Below are 16,222 nucleotides of genomic sequence, written 5' to 3' on the forward strand. Positions count from 1 at the left end.
CGTGGGGGCGGATCCGTTCGGGACGGGGCGGCTGCGTGAGGCGATGTTGCGCGCGTGGCGGGACTCGCCGACGCGGTTTGTGGAGGACACGAACGCCGAGCGGGACCTGAGGGTCGGGGCGTATCGCGATCGGCTCTTCGTGGAGCTGGCGCAGAACGCGGCGGATGCGGCGCAGGCGGCCGATGAACCCGGCCGGGTGAAGGTGTCTGTTGTGGACGGTGAACTCAGGTTCGCCAACACCGGGGCACCGCTGGATACGCGGGGTGTGGAGTCGTTGGCGTCGTTGCGGGCGTCGGCGAAGGAGCGGCTGGGCACGGTCGGGCGGTTCGGCGTCGGGTTTGCCGCGGTGTTGACCGTGTCCGATGAGCCGCGGGTTGTTTCCACCGGCGGTGGGGTGCGGTTCTCCGCGGAGCGCACGCGGGAGGCGGCCGGGCGGGACGGGGATGTGCCCGTGCTGCGGCTGCCGTGGCCGTCGGAGGAGGCTCCGCCGGAGGGGTTTGACACGGAGGTGCGGCTGCCGCTGCGGGAGCCGGAGAGTGGGAAGGCGTTGCTGGACGCCCTCCAGGAAGAGATTTCCGATCTGTTGCTTGCCTTGCCGTGGTTGGGTGAGGCCGAAGTGGACGGTCGGGTTTGGACACGCACTGGCGCGGATCAGGTTGAGATCGCCGGGCCCGGGAAGGGCCAAAGGTGGCTGACGCACGAGGGCTGGGCCGTGCCGATCGACGCGGACGGGGTGCCGCAGCCGCTGGACGAAGACGTGTTGCACGCGCCGACGCCGACGGATGAGGCGTTGTCGCTGCCGGCGCGGTTGATCGCGCCCGTGCCGTTGGAGCCGTCGCGGCGGAGGGTGCTGCCGGGGGCGGCGCTGGATGAGGCGATCGCGGCGGCGGCCGGGAAATACGTCGGGCTCGTCAAGGCCGTGCCGCAGGAGCATCGGTTTGCACTGGTGCCCCAGGCCGGGTTCCCGCGGTCCACAGTGGACGCGCAGCTGAGGGACCAGGTGTTCGCCGAGCTGGCGACGCAGCCGTGGTTGTCCACCATGGACAACAAAGAGGTGTCCGGCCGGCAGGCCAAGGTGCTCGACGTCGACGTGCCGGACCTGCCGCCGTTGCTGGCTGACCTCGTGCCGGGGCTGGTGGCCGCGCCGGCGGGGGCGGCGCGGGCGCTGAAGCCCGTGTCGGCGCAGGCGATCGGCATCGAAGACGTGCTGGAGGTGCTCACCGGGATCGACCGTGAACCCGGGTGGTGGCACCGGCTTTACGCGGCGCTCGCCGTGGCCGTGGACACGCACGAGGTGTCGCCGGCGCAGCTCGACGGGCTGCCGGTGCCGTTGTCCGACGGGCGAACGTTGCCCGGTGCGCGCGGCACACTGCTGCTCGACGGATCCAGTGAGCTGCTCGAACTTCTGTCCGATGTGGACGTTCCGGGGCTGCGCCTGGTGCACCCCGCGGCGGCGCACCCGTTGCTGGAACGCTTGGGCGCCAGGCACGCCGACGCCCGCCAGCTGCTCGAAGCCGAGCAGGTGCAGTACGCCGTGGAACGCAGCGTGGAAGACGTCCGGTCCGGTTTGGACGGGATGAACCTCGCGGGCGCCGTGCTGAGGCTGATCGCGGAGTGCGGTGACGACGCGCCGGAGTGGGCGGGTGCGCTCGCCCTCCCGTCCGAAGACGGCTGGCGTCGCGCCGACGAGCTCGTGCTGCCGACCTCGCCGCTGATGGACGTGTTCGACCCCGAAGTGTTCGAAGAGGACGGTGCGCTTTCCGTTCTCGACGAGGAGTTCGCCGACGACTGGCCACAGTCGACACTCGAAGCGGTCGGCGTGCTTGACTCGTTCGCCGTCGTCCGCGACGAGGAGCCGCACGAGCCCGATCACGGCCTGCCGGACGAAGACGCGTGGTGGGACTCGGCCGAGCCCACCACTGTCCTGGCGATCCGGGACCTCGACCTCGTCGCCGACGACGCGTGGCCCGCCGCGCTGCGCCTCATCGCCGCGCGCCCCGAGACGTGGCAGGCGCTGCACGCACCCGAGGGCCACGCGGGCTGGTGGCTCGCCCGCTACGCCCTGCTGGCCGGCGAAGCGCCCGGCTCCTGGCGCCTGCCCGCCGCGGCCGACCTCGCCGGCCTCTACGACGAGGTGCCCGACCTCGGGCTCACCGCCGAACTGCTCCAGGCCGCCGGCGTCCGGACCACGCTCGACCTCGCGACGGCCGAAGACGTCACCGACCTGCTCGACCGCCTCGGGGACCCCGCCCGCACGCTCACCCCCGGCCTAGCCGCGCGCGCTCACCGCGCGCTCGTGCTCTCGCCCGTGGACGTCGACGACCTCGACGCCCCGGCCCGCGTCCGCGCGGCCGACGCGAGCGTGGCCGACGCCGACAAGGCCGTGGTCCTCGACGTCCCGTGGCCGGCTTCGGCGCTGCCGGCGACGAAGATCATCGCCGCCCCCGAAGACCCCGAACGCCTCGCCGAACTGCTCGACGTGCCCCTCGCCGGCGCTCTGGCCGGCGAGGTGACCAGCACCGGCGAGTACGTCGCCTGGGCCGACCTGCCCGCGATCCGCCTCGTCGCCGACCAGCTCGGCCTCACCGTGCCCGAGAGCGGCCCGCTGCTGCACGACGTGCTCACCGTGACCGTCGACGGCACCACCGCCGACGTCCCGTGGTGGTCGGACGAGGACAACCGCCTCCACGCCGCCGACACGTCAGAAGGTCTGGCCCGCGCGTTCGCCTGGGCCACCGACCACTGGACCGAGCGCTACCGCATCACCGCACTGCTCGACGACCCGGCGCCGCACACGTTCCTGAACTAGCGACAACCGGAGACGACTAGAGACGCTGGGCCGACTTCGACCCCCGCCGAGCCGCCGCGCGCTGCCAGAAGATGATGCCGAAGCCGATGAACCCCAGGACGATCCCGGCGAACGCCGTCCACACCCACACGCCGTCGGCGACGAAAAAGAGCACCACCAGCGCGACGGCCCACAGCGAGGTACCTACGATCACCACCGGGGTCAGGTCGGTCAGGCGCTTGGGCAGGTCCGGCGTGTGCCGCAACGAGCCCGTAACCTCCGCGGGATTGATCGGTTCATCCACGTGGTGAAGGCTACCCCGGACGTTCGGACACACGGCGACGCAGGACCTGGCAGGACGCCGCCGAACATGAGAAGACTGACCACGGCATCAAGGCAGCACAGCAGCACGCAAGACAGGGGCAGGGCATGACGGATCAGCGCGAGCGGGAGACCGTGTCCACTCTGGACCGCTTCTTCAAGATCACCGAACGCGGCTCCACGGCCGGTCGGGAGATCCGCGGCGGCGTCGTCACTTTCGTGACCATGGCCTACATCGTGGTGCTCAACCCGCTCATCATCGGCAGCTTCGCCGCGGGCACCCCCTCGGCGCACGCCGACGTGCTCGGCCACATCCTGCCGGTCCCGGCCGTGGCTGCGGTGACGGCGCTGGTCGCCGGCGTGATGACGATCCTGATGGGCCTGGTCGCCAACTACCCGTTCGCCATTGCCACCGGTCTGGGCCTCAACAGCCTGCTCGCCGTCACGCTCGCACCCCAGATGACCTGGCCCGAGGCGATGGGCCTGGTGGTGATCGAGGGCGTGATCATCGTCCTGCTGGTGCTCACCGGTTTCCGCACGGCCGTGTTCCGCGCGGTGCCGCCGGCGCTCAAGTCGGCGATCGCGGTCGGCATCGGCCTGTTCATCTGCCTCATCGGCCTCGTCGACGCCGGCTTCGTGCGCCGCCTGCCCGACGCCGCGCACACCACCGTCCCGGTCGGCCTCGGTATCAACGGCTCGGTCGCCTCCTGGCCGACGGCCGTGTTCGTGGTCGGCCTCCTGCTCACCGCGGTTCTCGTGGCGAAGAAGGTCAAGGGCGCGATCCTCATCGGCGTGCTGGGCTCGACCGTGCTGGCCATCATCGTCGAGGCGATCGTGAAGGCCGGGCCGTCGAACGGCACCAACCCGCTCGGCTGGAACCTCGGTTACCCGGCGTTGCCGTCGAACGTCTTCGGCATCCCGGACCTGTCGCTCGTCGGCGACGTGTCCTTCGGCGCCTGGACGCGGCTGCCGATCATCACCGTCGTCCTGCTCGTGTTCACGCTCGTGCTCGCCGACTTCTTCGACGCCATGGGCACCATGACCGGCCTCGGCAAGGAAGCCGGCCTCATCGGCAAGGACGGCCAGCTGCCGAACGTCGGGCGCGCCCTGTTCGTGGAGGGCCTCGCCGGCGCGGCCGGTGGCTTCGGCTCGGCCAGCTCCAACACCGTCTTCGTCGAGTCCGCGTCCGGCATCGCGGAGGGCGCGCGCACGGGCCTCGCCAACGTCGTCACCGGCGTGCTCTTCCTGGCCGCCATGTTCCTGACGCCGCTGTATCAGGTCGTGCCCGTCGAAGCCGCCGCGCCGGCGCTGGTGGTCGTGGGCGCGCTCATGATGGGGCAGGTCCGCGAAATCGACTTCACGGACTTCTCGATCGCGCTGCCGGCCTTCCTCACGATCGTCGTCATGCCGTTCACCTACTCCATCGCCAACGGCATCGGCGCGGGCTTCGTGAGCTACGTCGTCATCCGCGCCGCCACCGGCAAGGCCCGCCAGGTCCACCCGCTGATGTGGGTGATCGCGGTGGCGTTCGTGGCGTACTTCGCGGTGGGCCCGATCCAGGCCGCGCTGAGCTGAACGCGGAAACGGCGCCGCGCTGACCGGTGCCGAAAGCGGTCGGCGCTGAGCTGAGCGTGATCGCGGAGGGTGGCGGGGTTCACCCGCCGGCGCCATTTTCGTGAGGTAAGCTAACTATATGTCCGGCGACACGCATGAGCGCTCCCTCGCGAGCCGCCTGCGTCTCGCGGTGGTCCGGCTCAACCGCCGGCTCCGGGCACAGCGCGTGGGTGACGACGTGACGTTGACGCAGACCGCGGCGCTGTCCACCTTGCACAAGTGTGGCCCGCTGACGCCCGGTCAGCTGGCCGCGAAGGAAGGCGTCCAGCCGCCCTCGATGACGAGGGTCATCGCCGCGCTCGAGGAGATGGGGTTCGTCGAGCGGCGCCCGCACCCGACGGATGGCCGGCAGGCCATAGTCGAGCTGTCCGACAGCGGTATGACCTACGTGAAGAAGGCCATTTCCGTCCGGGAGGCGTGGCTGGATCGGCAACTGGCCGAACTCGGCGAGGAAGAGCTGGAAGTGCTCTCCCGAGCCGCTGAGATCATCGACAGGATGGCGGGGAACTAACACCGGTGGCGACCACGGGTAGCGAAGCAGAGCGTACGACCGAAATCGTTGCTACCCGGGACACGGCGCCACAGCCGGCCAGCCCGCCCACGTCCGGACCACCCGGTACGAGGCAAAGCCAAGTCAAGAGCCTGCCCGACGGCGCCGATCGCGTGCCCGAAGAACCCGTGAGACCCGCGGAGCCCCAGCGTGGCAAGGGCATGTTCGCCTCGCTGCGCGTGCGCAACTACCGGCTGTTCTTCAGCGGCCAGGTCATCTCGAACGTCGGCACCTGGATGCAGCGCATCGCCCAGGACTGGCTGGTGTTCCAGCTCTCGGGCAACAACCCGGTGGCGCTCGGCATCGCCGTCGCGTTCCAGTTCACGCCCACGCTGCTGCTTTCGCTGTGGGCCGGCGTGCTCGCCGACCGCGTCGACAAGCGGCGGATGCTGATCCTCATCCAGAGCATCAACTGCCTGCAGGCCACGCTGCTCGGCGTGCTGAACCTGACCGGCGTTGTGCAGATCTGGCACGTGTACCTGCTGTGCATGATGCTCGGCATCACCTCCGCCATCGAGGTGCCGACACGCCAGTCGTTCGTCGCCGAGATGGTGGGCCGCGACCAGATCGCCAACGCCGTCGCGCTCAACTCCTCCATCTTCAACCTGGCCCGCATCGTCGGCCCGGCCATCGCCGGGTTCGCGATCACCTGGGTCGGCACCGGTTGGCTGTTCATCGCCAACGCGGTGAGCACCATCGCGGTGGTCACCGGGCTCGCGCTGATGAACCCGGCCAAGCTCTTCCGCGGCCCCGCGATCCCGCGCGCGAAAGGCCAGCTTATGGAGGGCCTGCGCTACGTGCGCCACCGCTCCGACCTGGTCACGGTGATGGTGCTGATGTTCTTCGTCAGCACGTTCGGCATCACCTACTTCACGTCGCTGCCGATCGTCGCCGCCAACGTCTTCCACACCCAGGCCGACGGTTACGGCCTGTTGTCCACGCTCGTCGCCGTGGGGACCTTCGTAGGCGCGCTGTTGTCCGCGCGCCGCGGGATCAAGAGCCGGCCGCGGGTGCGGACGATGCTGATCGCCGCCGCCGGGCTCGGGCTGTTCGAGTTCATCACGGCGTTCATGCCGACGTACCTGGCCTTCGGCCTCGGCCTCATCCCGCTCGGCTTCGCCACCATCACGTTCCTGAACACGGCCAACGCGCTGGTGCAGACGTCCGTCACACCCGAGATGCGCGGCCGCGTGATGGGCATCTACGTGCTGGTCCTCATCGGTGGCAACCCCATCGGCGGTCCGATGACCGGCTGGATGGCCGACGCGTTCGGCGGCCGCTCGCCGTTCTACATCGGCGGCGCGATCTCGCTGATCGCCGCCGTGGTGTGCGCGGTGGTGCTGATCCGGCGCGGCGGCGTCTCGCTGCCCGTGCGCCGGTTCGGCAACGGCCTGCGGGTGCTCAAGCGCGAACGCGTCTGACCTGCTCGTCCTGAAGGGCACCTCGGTTCGCCGAGGTGCCCTTCAGGCATTTCAGAGGCTTTTCAAGGGTCACCCGGACGAGTGAGAGGTGGGTCTCCGCAAGAGGGGACTTGCCGAGGCTGCTGAGGTTAGGCTAACCTCATACACGTCCGCTTCGTGGTGGGAGCGGCAGTCAGTTCGGGAACGGACGGAGCCCCGCACCTGGGAACCCCAGGAGCGGGGCTCCGTTCATTAACGAGGTCTCGGGCAAAGCGTCCTTCACCGGCTCATGACGGGGTCATGGTCGGGTCGGCCGCGTGCTCCGTCAAGGGGTGCTCACCTGGTGGGGTCGGCAGCCGCGCGAGTGTGATGCCGAAGTACACGCGGTACGCGGTGTGGACGGCGTTGTCGTCGGGCAGCAGCACCTCGTGGCGCACGCCGTCGACCGTCTCGATCAGCCGGTGGCCCGACAGCGTCACGCGACCCTGCGACGTCGGGCGGGAGCACGTGAGCCGCCCGGTGAAGCCCGACAGCGGCGACGTCGACTGCCACCACGCCATCGGCACGAAGTCCGTGAGTGGCCGCGTGCGCTGCTCCAGGCGGTAGACGGGCTTGCCGTCCATCAGCACGTCCACGTCGCCGAACGCCGCGTCCAGGAAGAGGAACTCACCGTCGCGATCGGACTGGACTTCCACGGCCGACAGGCGCAGCGGGCCCCGGCTGAACCGGCCGAAGCCGACGTCCACCAGCCACTGATCGCCGTCGAGCTGCACGACCACGGCGGCGTGGTCCAGCGGCGGCCCGGGCACGCCTTCGTCGTTGAAAACCTGGGCGCCGCGCAATGCGGCGTCGAAGCCGAGCTCGCGCAGCAAGGCCGAGAAGAGGCCGTTGAGCTCGTAGCAAAACCCTCCGCGCCGGCGGCGCACGATCTTGTCGAACAGCGCTTCCTCGGTCAGCTCGATCGGTTCACCGAGGTGCACGCTCAGGTTCTCGAACGGCACGCGTTCGAGGTGGCGTTCCTGCAGCTGCCGCAGGGCCGCGAGGTCGGCCTTGGTGGGCAACGCGAGGTCGAGGTGGGCGAGGTAGGCGTCGACGTCCATGACCCCAGCCTCACACCTGGAGTGCACTCGAAGTCAAGCGCGAAACAAAAAACGGGGCCCTCCGTGAAGGAGAACCCCGCTTTTGTGGAAAAACGGCAGGCTCAGCCGAGCAGCAGGCCGTTGCCGCCGGCGACGGCGTTGTCGAAGCGCTTGCTGATCTCAGCCCAGTTGAAGATGTTCCACAGGGCCTTGACGTAGTCCGGCTTCACGTTCTTGTAGTCCAGGTAGAACGCGTGCTCCCACACGTCGACCAGCAGGATCGGCGTGGTCGGCAGGATCAGGTTGTTGTGGTGGTCGCGCAGCTGCTGGGTGATCAGCGTCTTGCCGATCGGGTCCCAGGAGAGCGCGCCCCAGCCGTTGCCCTGGATCGTGGTGGAGACGGCGGTGAACTGCGCCTTGAACTTGTCGAAGGAGCCGAACGCCTCGTCGATCGCCGCGGCCAGCTCGCCGGTCGGCTTGTCGCCGCCTTCCGGGGAGAGGATCTTCCACCAGACGACGTGGTTCGCGTGGCCGGCCAGGTTGAAGGCCAGCGTGGTCTCGAGACCGACGATGTTGGCGAAGTCGCCGGCTTCGCGCGCCTCGGCGATCTTGTCGAGCGTGTCGTTCGCGCCCTTGACGTAGGTCGCGTGGTGCTTGCTGTGGTGCAGCTCGTTGATCTGCGCCGAGATGTGCGGCGCGAGCGCGCTGTAGTCGTAGTCGAGATCGGGCAGCACGTACCGGGCCATTGGCCCTCCTTCTGTCTTCGACACAAGCTTTCTCTTACCGAACCTAGTAGCACACCCGCGTTCGTGGCGACCGGGGGCGGTCTGCGGTCCGCAGGGTGGGCACCTCGTTCGGCCACTGCGTACCCGGGTGGGCACCGTGCGAAACCGAGCCTTGTACCTCCACCAAACTGGAGGTCAACTTCTTGTGATCAGCCTCATCCGGGTGACGGTCAGGCGATCCGGTAGCGGTCCAAGTTCAGCGCCAGCTCGTCGAACACGGCGACGTTGTGTTCGAAGGCGACCAGTGTCTCGTTGATCACCTGGGCGCGGGCGGCTTCGTCCCACGGCGCGGCGTCGAGCTTCCCGCGGTAGCGGTCGCGGAACGCGGGCGCGCTGCCGATCTCGTCGAAGTGGTAGAACAGCGAACCCGCCTCGGTGAGGTCGAAGTTCTTCTCCAGCAGCCGCCGGATGACCTGGCCGCCCGCGATGTCGCCCAGGTAGCGCGTGTAGTGGTGCGCCACGTACCCGCCGGCCCACGCCGACGCCTGGGTGATGCGCGCGGCGTACGCCTCCGTGCTGGCGAGCGGCCGGATCTCGGTGCGCCAGGCCGGGCCGACGAGGCCCGCGAGGTCGCGCTCGAGCGCGGGCAGCCGGCGCAGCTCGTCGAACACGAACTCGCGGCCCACGGCGTCGCCGGTCATCGTGTCGCTGACGCGCTCGATGGCCTGGTAAATGAAGTAGTACTGGATCGCGAGCTGCGTGTAGCCCGCCAGTGAGAGCTCGCCGCCGAGCAGCGCGTTCATGTACGTGGAGTGGTTGGCCCGGTCGTGCACGCCCCTGGTCGACTCCCGCAGCTGTCCGGAGAACGGCCGGGCTTCGAGCTCAGTGGTCACCGACATGGCGGCCCTCCCTCTTTCTGACACGCTGTCAGAAAGAGGGTAAGCCAAGATCGGGACTTAGGCTACCCTAAATCGGACGGGGATCCGGAAGTTCACTCGAACCGACGGCCTGCAGCACGAACCGCACGGCCGCCTCGATCACGCCGGCCAGCCGCTCGGCGGGCACGTCGATCACCTGCCGCGTGCCGAGCGCCGCGGTGATCATGGGGACCACCACGTCCACGTCCTGCGCGGGCCAGCTGCCCGCGTCGACGCCGGCGAGCAGTACGGCCCGCAGCTGCCCGGTGATCGGGTCGGCGTGGGCGCTGATGCGCCGGTAGGCCGCGGGCGCGAGCGCCGACTCCAGCGCGCCGCCGGGCGGCAGGTGGTGCTCGGCGAGCACGCGCAGCTGCAGCCGGACGAACGTCGCCAGCTGCGCGATCGGGTCCGTCTCGGCCTCCACGGCCGCGCGCAGCCGGTCGACGTAGCGCGCCGCCTCGTCCTCGACGAACGCGACGAGCAGGCTTTCCTTGTCGGGGAAGTGGTTGTACAGCGCGGTGCGGCCCAGCCCGGCCTCCGCAGCGACGCCGGCGAGCGTGATCGCGTCGAAGCCGCGCTCGTAGAGCTGCGCGCGCAGCACCTCGAACACCCGCGCGCGGACCTCGCGCCGGTGCGCTTCGAGCGAGCCGCCGAGTACCTTCGGCACCGTTGTTCCCCTGCCTGCCTGAGACCTGCTCCAGCCACCATAAGGCCGAACGGGGGCTCGTACTCAGTCGGTGAGCGACCAGGTGTGCACGGGTTCGCCGGCGGCCGAGAGCTCGAGGTAGCGGCCCAGCATGAGGTTGAGCGCCGTCTCGCGGTCCGCGCCGCGGTCCTGCGCGCGCAGCACGAAGTCGCGCTGCCAGGTGGCGCCACTGCGCCGGGCGAGGCAGCGCCGTTCGATCACGCCGAGGTACTTCACGCGGGCCTCGTCGGACACGCCGGAGCGGCGCAGGCCCTCGTGGGCGAGCGGCAGCAGCACGCGCAGCGCCAGCTCGTCGGGCGGGATCCAGCCGATGCCCGGCCAGTAGAGCTGCGCCTCGAAGCCCTTGCGCGCGCCCGCGTAGAGGTTCTCCTCCGCGGCCTGGAACGACATCTGCGTCCACACCGGGCGTTCCTGCTCCGCCAGCGCGCGCTGGGCGCCGTAGAAGAACGCGGCGTTGGCCACGATGTCCACGACCGTGGGCCCGGCGGGCAGCACGCGGTTCTCCACGCGCAGGTGCGGCAGGCCGTCGACGACGTCGTACACCGGCCGGTTCCAGCGCCAGATCGTGCCGTTGTGCATGCGCAGCTCGGTGAGCTTCGGCGCCTGGCCCGACTCCAGCGTCTCGAGCGGGTCTTCCGTGTCGGTCTGCGGCAGCAGGCCCGGGAAGTACCGCACGTTCTCCTCGAACAGGTCGAAGATCGACGTGATCCACCGCTCGCCGAACCACACCCGCGGGCGCACGCCCTGGTTCTTCAGCTCTTCCGGGCGCGTGTCGGTGGCCTGCTGGAACAGCGGGATGCGCGTCTCGTGCCACAACGCCTTGCCGAGCAGGAAGGGTGAGTTGGCGGCCAGCGCCGTCTGCACGCCGGCGAGGCACTGCGCGGCGTTCCAGTGCGCGGCGAATTCCTCGGGCGCCACCTGAAGATGCAGCTGAACGGACGTGCACGCGGCTTCCGGCAGGATGGATTCCGCGAAACTGCGCAGCCTTTCCGGCTGTTCGCCCGGGAGCGCCGCGCCGTCCATGGAAAGCGCGATTCGCTCACCGCGCGCGGCGAAGATCTGGTCGTTCAGCGACGAATACCGCGCGTTGTTGGTGAGCCATTTCTGGTCGAAGTGTTCTTGACGCAGTGTCGGCAGGATCCCGATCATCGCGAGCGTCGAACCGGCGTCGGCGGCCTTGGCGGACGCCTTGCCGAGGTATGCGCGCAGATCGTCTTCCAGCTGCAGAGCCGAATCGCCGGCGAGCGGGCGCGGCGGCACGTTCAGCTCGAGGTTGTGCTGCCCGAGTTCGGTGGTGAACGACGGGTCGTCGAGCGCTTCCAGCACCGCCGTGTTGGTCATCGACGGGCGCAGTTGGCCGTCGACCAGGTTGAGCTCCACTTCGAGCCCGATGTTCTTGCGGGGAAAGGAAAAGCTGCCGTCGGTGAGCATCCGCGCGAGCGTGTCGAGGCAGCGTTGGACCTTGCGGCGGTACCGTCCTCGGTCCAGCTGGTCGAACGGTTTCGCCGAAAGATCGGTACCCATGTCTGACGCGCTCCTTGGCTGCTGTCCGCAGGTGTCCGGGCGGGGACTGCCAGGCCGCCCACCGTCGCACAGTGCGGCGCATCCGGGCTAGCGGCCAAACTGGTGCTCTCCGTCACGGGGGGTTGACCGTGCGCAAAAATGGCCCATTCGTACCAGAGTTCTCCGGTCGTTCGGACCAGCTTTGTACCGAGTGGGGTCCCGGCACGCGGATGTCACACTGTGCGGTGTGGCTGAACTGATCTTCACCGAGGATCCGGAAGATCCCCGGCTCGACGATTTCCGCGACTTGTCCACTGCGGACCGGCGGCCGGACCGTCCCGGTGGGCGGGGACTCGTGATCGCGGAAGGCACCGTGGTGGTCGAGCGGATGCTCGCTTCGCGGTACCCCGTGCGGGCGCTGCTCGGCGTGGAACGGCGGGTGCGTGACCTGGACCTTTCCGGCGTCGACGCACCCGCGTACGTGACCTCGGCGGAAACGATGGCTTCCGTGGTGGGGTTCCACCTCAACCGCGGCGTGCTGGCGGTGGCCGATCGCCCGGCGCCGCCCGTGGTTTCGGAGATCATCGCCGGCGCGCAGGTGCTCGCCGTGCTCGAAGGCGTCGGCGACCACGAGAACCTCGGTTCGATCTTCCGCAACGCGTCCGCGCTCGGTGTCGACGGCGTGCTGCTGGGGCCGGGCTGCTCGGATCCGCTGTACCGGCGCAGCGTGCGCGTGTCGATGGGCCACGTGCTCCGCGTGCCGTTCGCTCCGCTGGACGGGTGGCCCGAGGGCCTGAACCTCTTGCGGGAGAGCGGTTTCACCGTGGCGGCGCTCACACCGCGGCCGGGTTCCGTTCCGCTGCGCGGACTGCGCGAGAAGGTGGGCGAGCGCGTGGCGCTGATGCTCGGCGCCGAAGGCCCCGGGCTCACCGCCGAGGCGATCACGGCCGCGGATCTGGCCGTGCGCATCGAGATGGTGGCGGGCGTCGACTCGCTGAACGTCGCCACCGCCGCCGCGGTCGCGTTCCACGAGGTCGCTGCCACGCGTTGAGGTGCTCACCTTTCCGGGATACCCATTCCGCGCCGGTAACCACAGGCGAAGATGTCGATCGGTCAACGACGGTGGCCCGTCGGGCCCCGGCCGCGCGGCGACCGTTGGCACCGGCGGGGCCGCGCGGTTATTTTCGCGCGGTGATCGACATTCGGGTGGCGGTGGCGGAGCTGCTCGACGTGCGGCTCTGATCCGTTCGCTCCCCGCGCCGGGTGCCGGTCCCGGTGAGCGGCTCGCGGGGCTTACGCTGCTGCGGGCAGGCGCAGTCGCGTTCGGCGACAGGCGCCTGGAGGTGGGAATGCCCAGCAGGAGGACGTCAGTGGAGCTGCGGATCCGGGGCGAGCGCGCGGTGCTCGCCGGCCCGGGTGGCGAGGGTGCGCGCGAAGTCGACCCGCGGCGGTTGGCGATCGGGGCGGACCTGGCGCAGGCGCTGCACGAGTGGGCGCGCGTCGCGTCGGCGGTGTCGCAGGGCGACGCGGAGGTCGCCACTTCGGTCGTGTCGCAGCGGGGCCGGCAGCTGGCCGGGCGGCTGGCGACGGTGATGGGGACGACGGTGCGGTTCGTGGATCCGGTGTCCGGCGTCGAGACGGTGATCGAGCCGCCCGCGCGCGTGGTGGCGCGGCGGCGTGGGGTGCCTGGAGCCGCGACCGAGCCGACGCCGTGGCTGACCGGGCTGACGGTGTCCGCGTTCGCCGCGGTGCTCGTGGCCGTGGCGATGCTCGCGTTGGCGGGCACCCTCGCGCGCGAGACGAGCGTGTGGCTCGCGCTGGTGGCGTCGGTCGTGGTGACCGCCGGGATCGGGCCGTCGCTGTGGCTCGGGCGGCGGCTGCCGATCGTGCGGTGGGCGGTCTATGGCGCGGGCGCCGGGGTCGTCGTCGCGTGGCTGGGTGTGCTGGCGATCGTGCTCTGACCGGCCGATACTGGCCCGATGGCACCCCTCGACGAGTTGCGCAAGCTGTGCCTCGCGCTGCCCGAGGCCACCGAACGGCTCAGCCACGGCGAGCCGACGTGGTTCGTGCGCGGAAAGAAGACGTTCGTGATGTTCGCGAACCACCACCACGACGACCGGCGCCTGGCCTTCTGGTGCCCGGCGCCGCCCGGTGCGCAGGAGGGCCTCGTGCGCACCGAGCCGGAACGTTTCTTCCGCCCGCCCTACGTCGGGCACCGCGGCTGGCTCGGCGTGCGCCTCGACGTGGACGTCGACTGGGGCGAGATCGACCACATCGTGCGTGACGCCTACCGGCTGGTCGCGCCGAAGTCGCTGGCCGTGCTGCTCGAGAACTAGCCGCGCTGCGAACGCACGCCCAGCAGGACGTCTTCCCACGAAGGCACGATGGGGTGGTTCTTCTTGGGCTTCGCGCGCGGCTGGTCGTCGTCGGCGGCCTCGTCGTCGGACGGGACGCGCGGGATCTCCCGGGTGTCGTCGTCCTCCTCGTGCGGGTCGGCCGGCGCCTCGATGGCGAGCCGCTCGTCCTCGGCCGAGTCCAGCGTCGGCTGCACGACAGCGTCGCGCGCCGGGTCCATGGCGCGGACCGTACGCGGCGGGCGGTAGGAGTTGGGGTTGAGCAGCACCTCGGCGTTCTCGTCGAGGGCGTGCACGGTGCCGCCGTGGGCGCCGGGCGAGAAGGACCAGTGGGCGCGGTTGTCGGAGCGCCCGGCCTTCCACTGCAGCACGACGACCCACTTGCCGTCGTCGCCGCGCCAGGAGTCCCACCGGGCCTGGCTGTAGTCGTGGCCGCGGACGCCGAACGCGTACGCGATCACCTCACCGAGCGTCTGCACGTCGGGGCCGTCTTCGCGGACCGGGTGGGCGCTCTGGGCGAGGTCGGCCGTGCGCGATCGCTCCAGCAGCACGGGGTAGGCGTAGCGCTCGACGCGCTGCGCCGAGACGCCGGCGCCGCTCGCGACCTGTTCGACGGACTCGCCGGCGCGGATTCGCGCCTGGATCTCGCGTGGCCGCATCTGGCTCTCCAACTCGATCTCGATCTGGCCCAGCCGGGCGATGTCCCCCCTCGCTGCCGCTCGCAGTGTCTCGTCGGCCGGGAGCAGGAAGCGGGTACGGCTCGCCGGGTCCTCGAGCACGATGGACTTGCCATCCTCGTGCAGCCCGACCACCCGTAGCGCCCGCATTTCTCGCCTCCCCGATCTTCACCTTTGTGGGTGCTCACGTTAGAACGGCGCGTCGACTTGACGCGCGAGGCGCGCCGATGCATCACCCATCCGTCACCTTTTTGGAGACGGTCTGCGTCATCCTCCCGGGCCCGCTCACCGGGAACCCGTGGGACACGCCGACCACGTTCCGTCACGAATGAGTGGTGTTCCGTGTTCGTCGCCCTACGCACGACGGGCCCCTCCCGGAGTGAGAGGGGCCCGTCGGCGAACGAGAACTCAGCCCAGCCGCTCGACGACGTACTCGATGCTCTGCGTGAGCTTCGTGATGTCGTCGGGGTCGATGGCGGGGAACAGGCCGATGCGCAGCTGGTTGCGGCCCAGCTTGCGGTACGGCTCGGTGTCGACGATGCCGTTGGCGCGCAGCACCTTGGCCACGGCGGCGGCGTCGACCTCATCGGCGAAGTCGACGGTGCCGACGACCTGCGAGCGCAGGTCCGGGTCCTTCACGAACGGGGTGGTGTAGGAGGTCTTCTCGGCCCACTCGTACAGCCGGTTCGACGAGTCCTGCGTGCGCGCGGTCGTCCAGGCGAGCCCGCCCTGGCCGTTCATCCATTCGATCTGGTCGGCGAGCAGGAAGAGCGTGGCCACGGCCGGGGTGTTGTACGTCTGGTCCTTGCGCGAGTTGTCCAGCGCCGTGGTGAGCGACAGGAACTCGGGGATCCAGCGGTCGCCGTCGCCCAGCTCGCCGATGCGCTCGACCGCGGCCGGCGAGGCGAGGGCGATCCACAGGCCACCGTCGGACGCGAAGGACTTCTGCGGCGCGAAGTAGTAGACGTCGAAGTCTTCGGCCTTGACGGGCAGGCCACCGGCACCGGACGTCGCGTCGATCGCCACGAGTGCGCCGTCACTGCCCGCCGGGCGTCGGACCGGCACCGCGACACCGGTCGAGGTTTCGTTGTGCGCCCAGCCGACGAGGTCGGCACCGGTTTCGTACGCGATGTCGGGCGCGCTGCCCGCGTCCGCCTTCACGATGATCGAGTCGGCGAGGAACGGCGCCTTGTTCGTGACGCTCGCGAACTTCGAGGAGAACTCGCCGTAGGTGAAGTGCTGTGCGCGCTCGCGCACGAGCCCGAACGCGGCGGCGTCCCAGAACGCGGTGGTGCCGCCGTTGCCGAGGATGACCTCGTAGCCCTCCGGCAGGGAGAACAGCTCGGACAGCCCCGCGCGCACGCGCCCGACCAGCGACTTCACCGGCTTCTGGCGGTGCGACGTGCCGAGGTAGGTGTGGCCGGACTCAGCCAGCTTGGCGAGCTGCTCGTCACGGACCTTGGACGGTCCGCAACCGAAGCGCCCATCGGCCGGCTTGAGGTCTTCGGGGATGCTCAACTCCGCTGCATCGGTCATGTGGGCAGTCTCTCAGGTCGGGATGCGCCTGCTCAATGCGGTGGGGAGGTGT

15 protein-coding genes are annotated in these 16,222 nt (G+C 70.0%); 7 read left to right on the plus strand and 8 right to left on the minus strand.

The features are described from left to right. Window positions 1-43: 43 nt before the first annotated feature. Window positions 44-2,809, plus strand: coding sequence for a sacsin N-terminal ATP-binding-like domain-containing protein (locus QRX50_RS12595; protein ID WP_285974438.1), 2,766 nt, complete (start codon window positions 44-46; stop codon window positions 2,807-2,809). Window positions 2,810-2,825: 16 nt separating this feature from the next. On the opposite strand, the gene QRX50_RS12600 is transcribed toward QRX50_RS12595, so the two are convergent. Next, window positions 2,826-3,053, minus strand: a complete 228-nt coding sequence (locus QRX50_RS12600) for a DUF2530 domain-containing protein (protein WP_220247183.1) — start codon at window positions 3,051-3,053, stop codon at window positions 2,826-2,828. A gap of 164 nt (window positions 3,054-3,217) precedes the next feature. Between QRX50_RS12600 and QRX50_RS12605 the strand changes: the two genes are divergently transcribed. The 3 genes from QRX50_RS12605 to QRX50_RS12615 all read left to right on the plus strand — a co-directional run bounded on the left by QRX50_RS12605 (window position 3,218) and on the right by QRX50_RS12615 (window position 6,694). Further along, entirely contained in the window at window positions 3,218-4,684 is a 1,467-nt protein-coding gene (locus QRX50_RS12605) for an NCS2 family permease (protein ID WP_285972120.1), read from the plus strand. A gap of 118 nt (window positions 4,685-4,802) precedes the next feature. Further along, on the plus strand, window positions 4,803-5,234 hold the full coding sequence (locus QRX50_RS12610) for a MarR family winged helix-turn-helix transcriptional regulator (protein WP_285972121.1): 432 nt from the start codon (window positions 4,803-4,805) through the stop codon (window positions 5,232-5,234). A gap of 200 nt (window positions 5,235-5,434) precedes the next feature. Then, window positions 5,435-6,694, plus strand: a complete 1,260-nt coding sequence (locus tag QRX50_RS12615; RefSeq protein WP_285974439.1) for an MFS transporter — start codon at window positions 5,435-5,437, stop codon at window positions 6,692-6,694. A 266-nt stretch (window positions 6,695-6,960) separates the two neighbouring features. Here QRX50_RS12615 and QRX50_RS12620 read toward each other — a convergent pair whose 3' ends face one another. From QRX50_RS12620 to QRX50_RS12640, 5 genes are all read right to left on the minus strand, one after another. Further along, the gene (locus tag QRX50_RS12620) at window positions 6,961-7,773 is read right to left on the minus strand and encodes an arylamine N-acetyltransferase family protein (RefSeq protein ID WP_285972122.1); all 813 of its coding nucleotides are present in this window, start codon (window positions 7,771-7,773) and stop codon (window positions 6,961-6,963) included. A 101-nt stretch (window positions 7,774-7,874) separates the two neighbouring features. Continuing rightward, on the minus strand, window positions 7,875-8,498 hold the full coding sequence (locus QRX50_RS12625) for a superoxide dismutase (protein WP_285972123.1): 624 nt from the start codon (window positions 8,496-8,498) through the stop codon (window positions 7,875-7,877). A 209-nt stretch (window positions 8,499-8,707) separates the two neighbouring features. Further along, window positions 8,708-9,376, minus strand: a complete 669-nt coding sequence (locus QRX50_RS12630) for a biliverdin-producing heme oxygenase (RefSeq protein ID WP_285972124.1) — start codon at window positions 9,374-9,376, stop codon at window positions 8,708-8,710. A 67-nt stretch (window positions 9,377-9,443) separates the two neighbouring features. Then, the gene (locus tag QRX50_RS12635) at window positions 9,444-10,061 is read right to left on the minus strand and encodes a TetR/AcrR family transcriptional regulator (protein WP_285972125.1); all 618 of its coding nucleotides are present in this window, start codon (window positions 10,059-10,061) and stop codon (window positions 9,444-9,446) included. A gap of 63 nt (window positions 10,062-10,124) precedes the next feature. Then, window positions 10,125-11,624, minus strand: coding sequence for a glutamate-cysteine ligase family protein (locus QRX50_RS12640; protein ID WP_285972126.1), 1,500 nt, complete (start codon window positions 11,622-11,624; stop codon window positions 10,125-10,127). 226 nt (window positions 11,625-11,850) lie between these two features. On the opposite strand from QRX50_RS12640, the gene QRX50_RS12645 reads away from it, so the two are divergent. The 3 genes from QRX50_RS12645 to QRX50_RS12655 all read left to right on the plus strand — a co-directional run bounded on the left by QRX50_RS12645 (window position 11,851) and on the right by QRX50_RS12655 (window position 13,939). Next, window positions 11,851-12,654 carry a TrmH family RNA methyltransferase gene (locus QRX50_RS12645; RefSeq protein ID WP_285972127.1) on the plus strand — a complete coding sequence of 268 codons (804 nt, stop codon included), beginning with the start codon at window positions 11,851-11,853 and terminating at the stop codon, window positions 12,652-12,654. Between the two features lie 319 nt (window positions 12,655-12,973). Next, window positions 12,974-13,564: a DUF2537 domain-containing protein gene (locus QRX50_RS12650; protein WP_285974440.1), complete on the plus strand. Its 591-nt coding sequence runs from the start codon at window positions 12,974-12,976 to the stop codon at window positions 13,562-13,564. 18 nt (window positions 13,565-13,582) lie between these two features. Next, window positions 13,583-13,939, plus strand: a complete 357-nt coding sequence (locus QRX50_RS12655) for an MmcQ/YjbR family DNA-binding protein (protein WP_285972128.1) — start codon at window positions 13,583-13,585, stop codon at window positions 13,937-13,939. Here the strand turns inward: QRX50_RS12655 and sepH are convergent. Both sepH and serC read right to left on the minus strand, forming a co-directional pair. Next, complete coding sequence (sepH, locus tag QRX50_RS12660; RefSeq protein WP_285972129.1) at window positions 13,936-14,784, minus strand: septation protein SepH; 849 nt, start codon at window positions 14,782-14,784, stop codon at window positions 13,936-13,938. The genes QRX50_RS12655 and sepH overlap by 4 nt on opposite strands. 258 nt (window positions 14,785-15,042) lie before the next feature. Continuing rightward, a complete protein-coding gene (gene serC, locus QRX50_RS12665; protein ID WP_285972130.1) occupies window positions 15,043-16,170 on the minus strand; it encodes a phosphoserine transaminase in 1,128 nt (375 codons plus the stop codon). Window positions 16,171-16,222 lie beyond the last annotated feature (52 nt).

This window comes from Amycolatopsis sp. 2-15, from assembly GCF_030285625.1.
Classification (GTDB): Bacteria; Actinomycetota; Actinomycetes; order Mycobacteriales; family Pseudonocardiaceae; genus Amycolatopsis; species Amycolatopsis carbonis.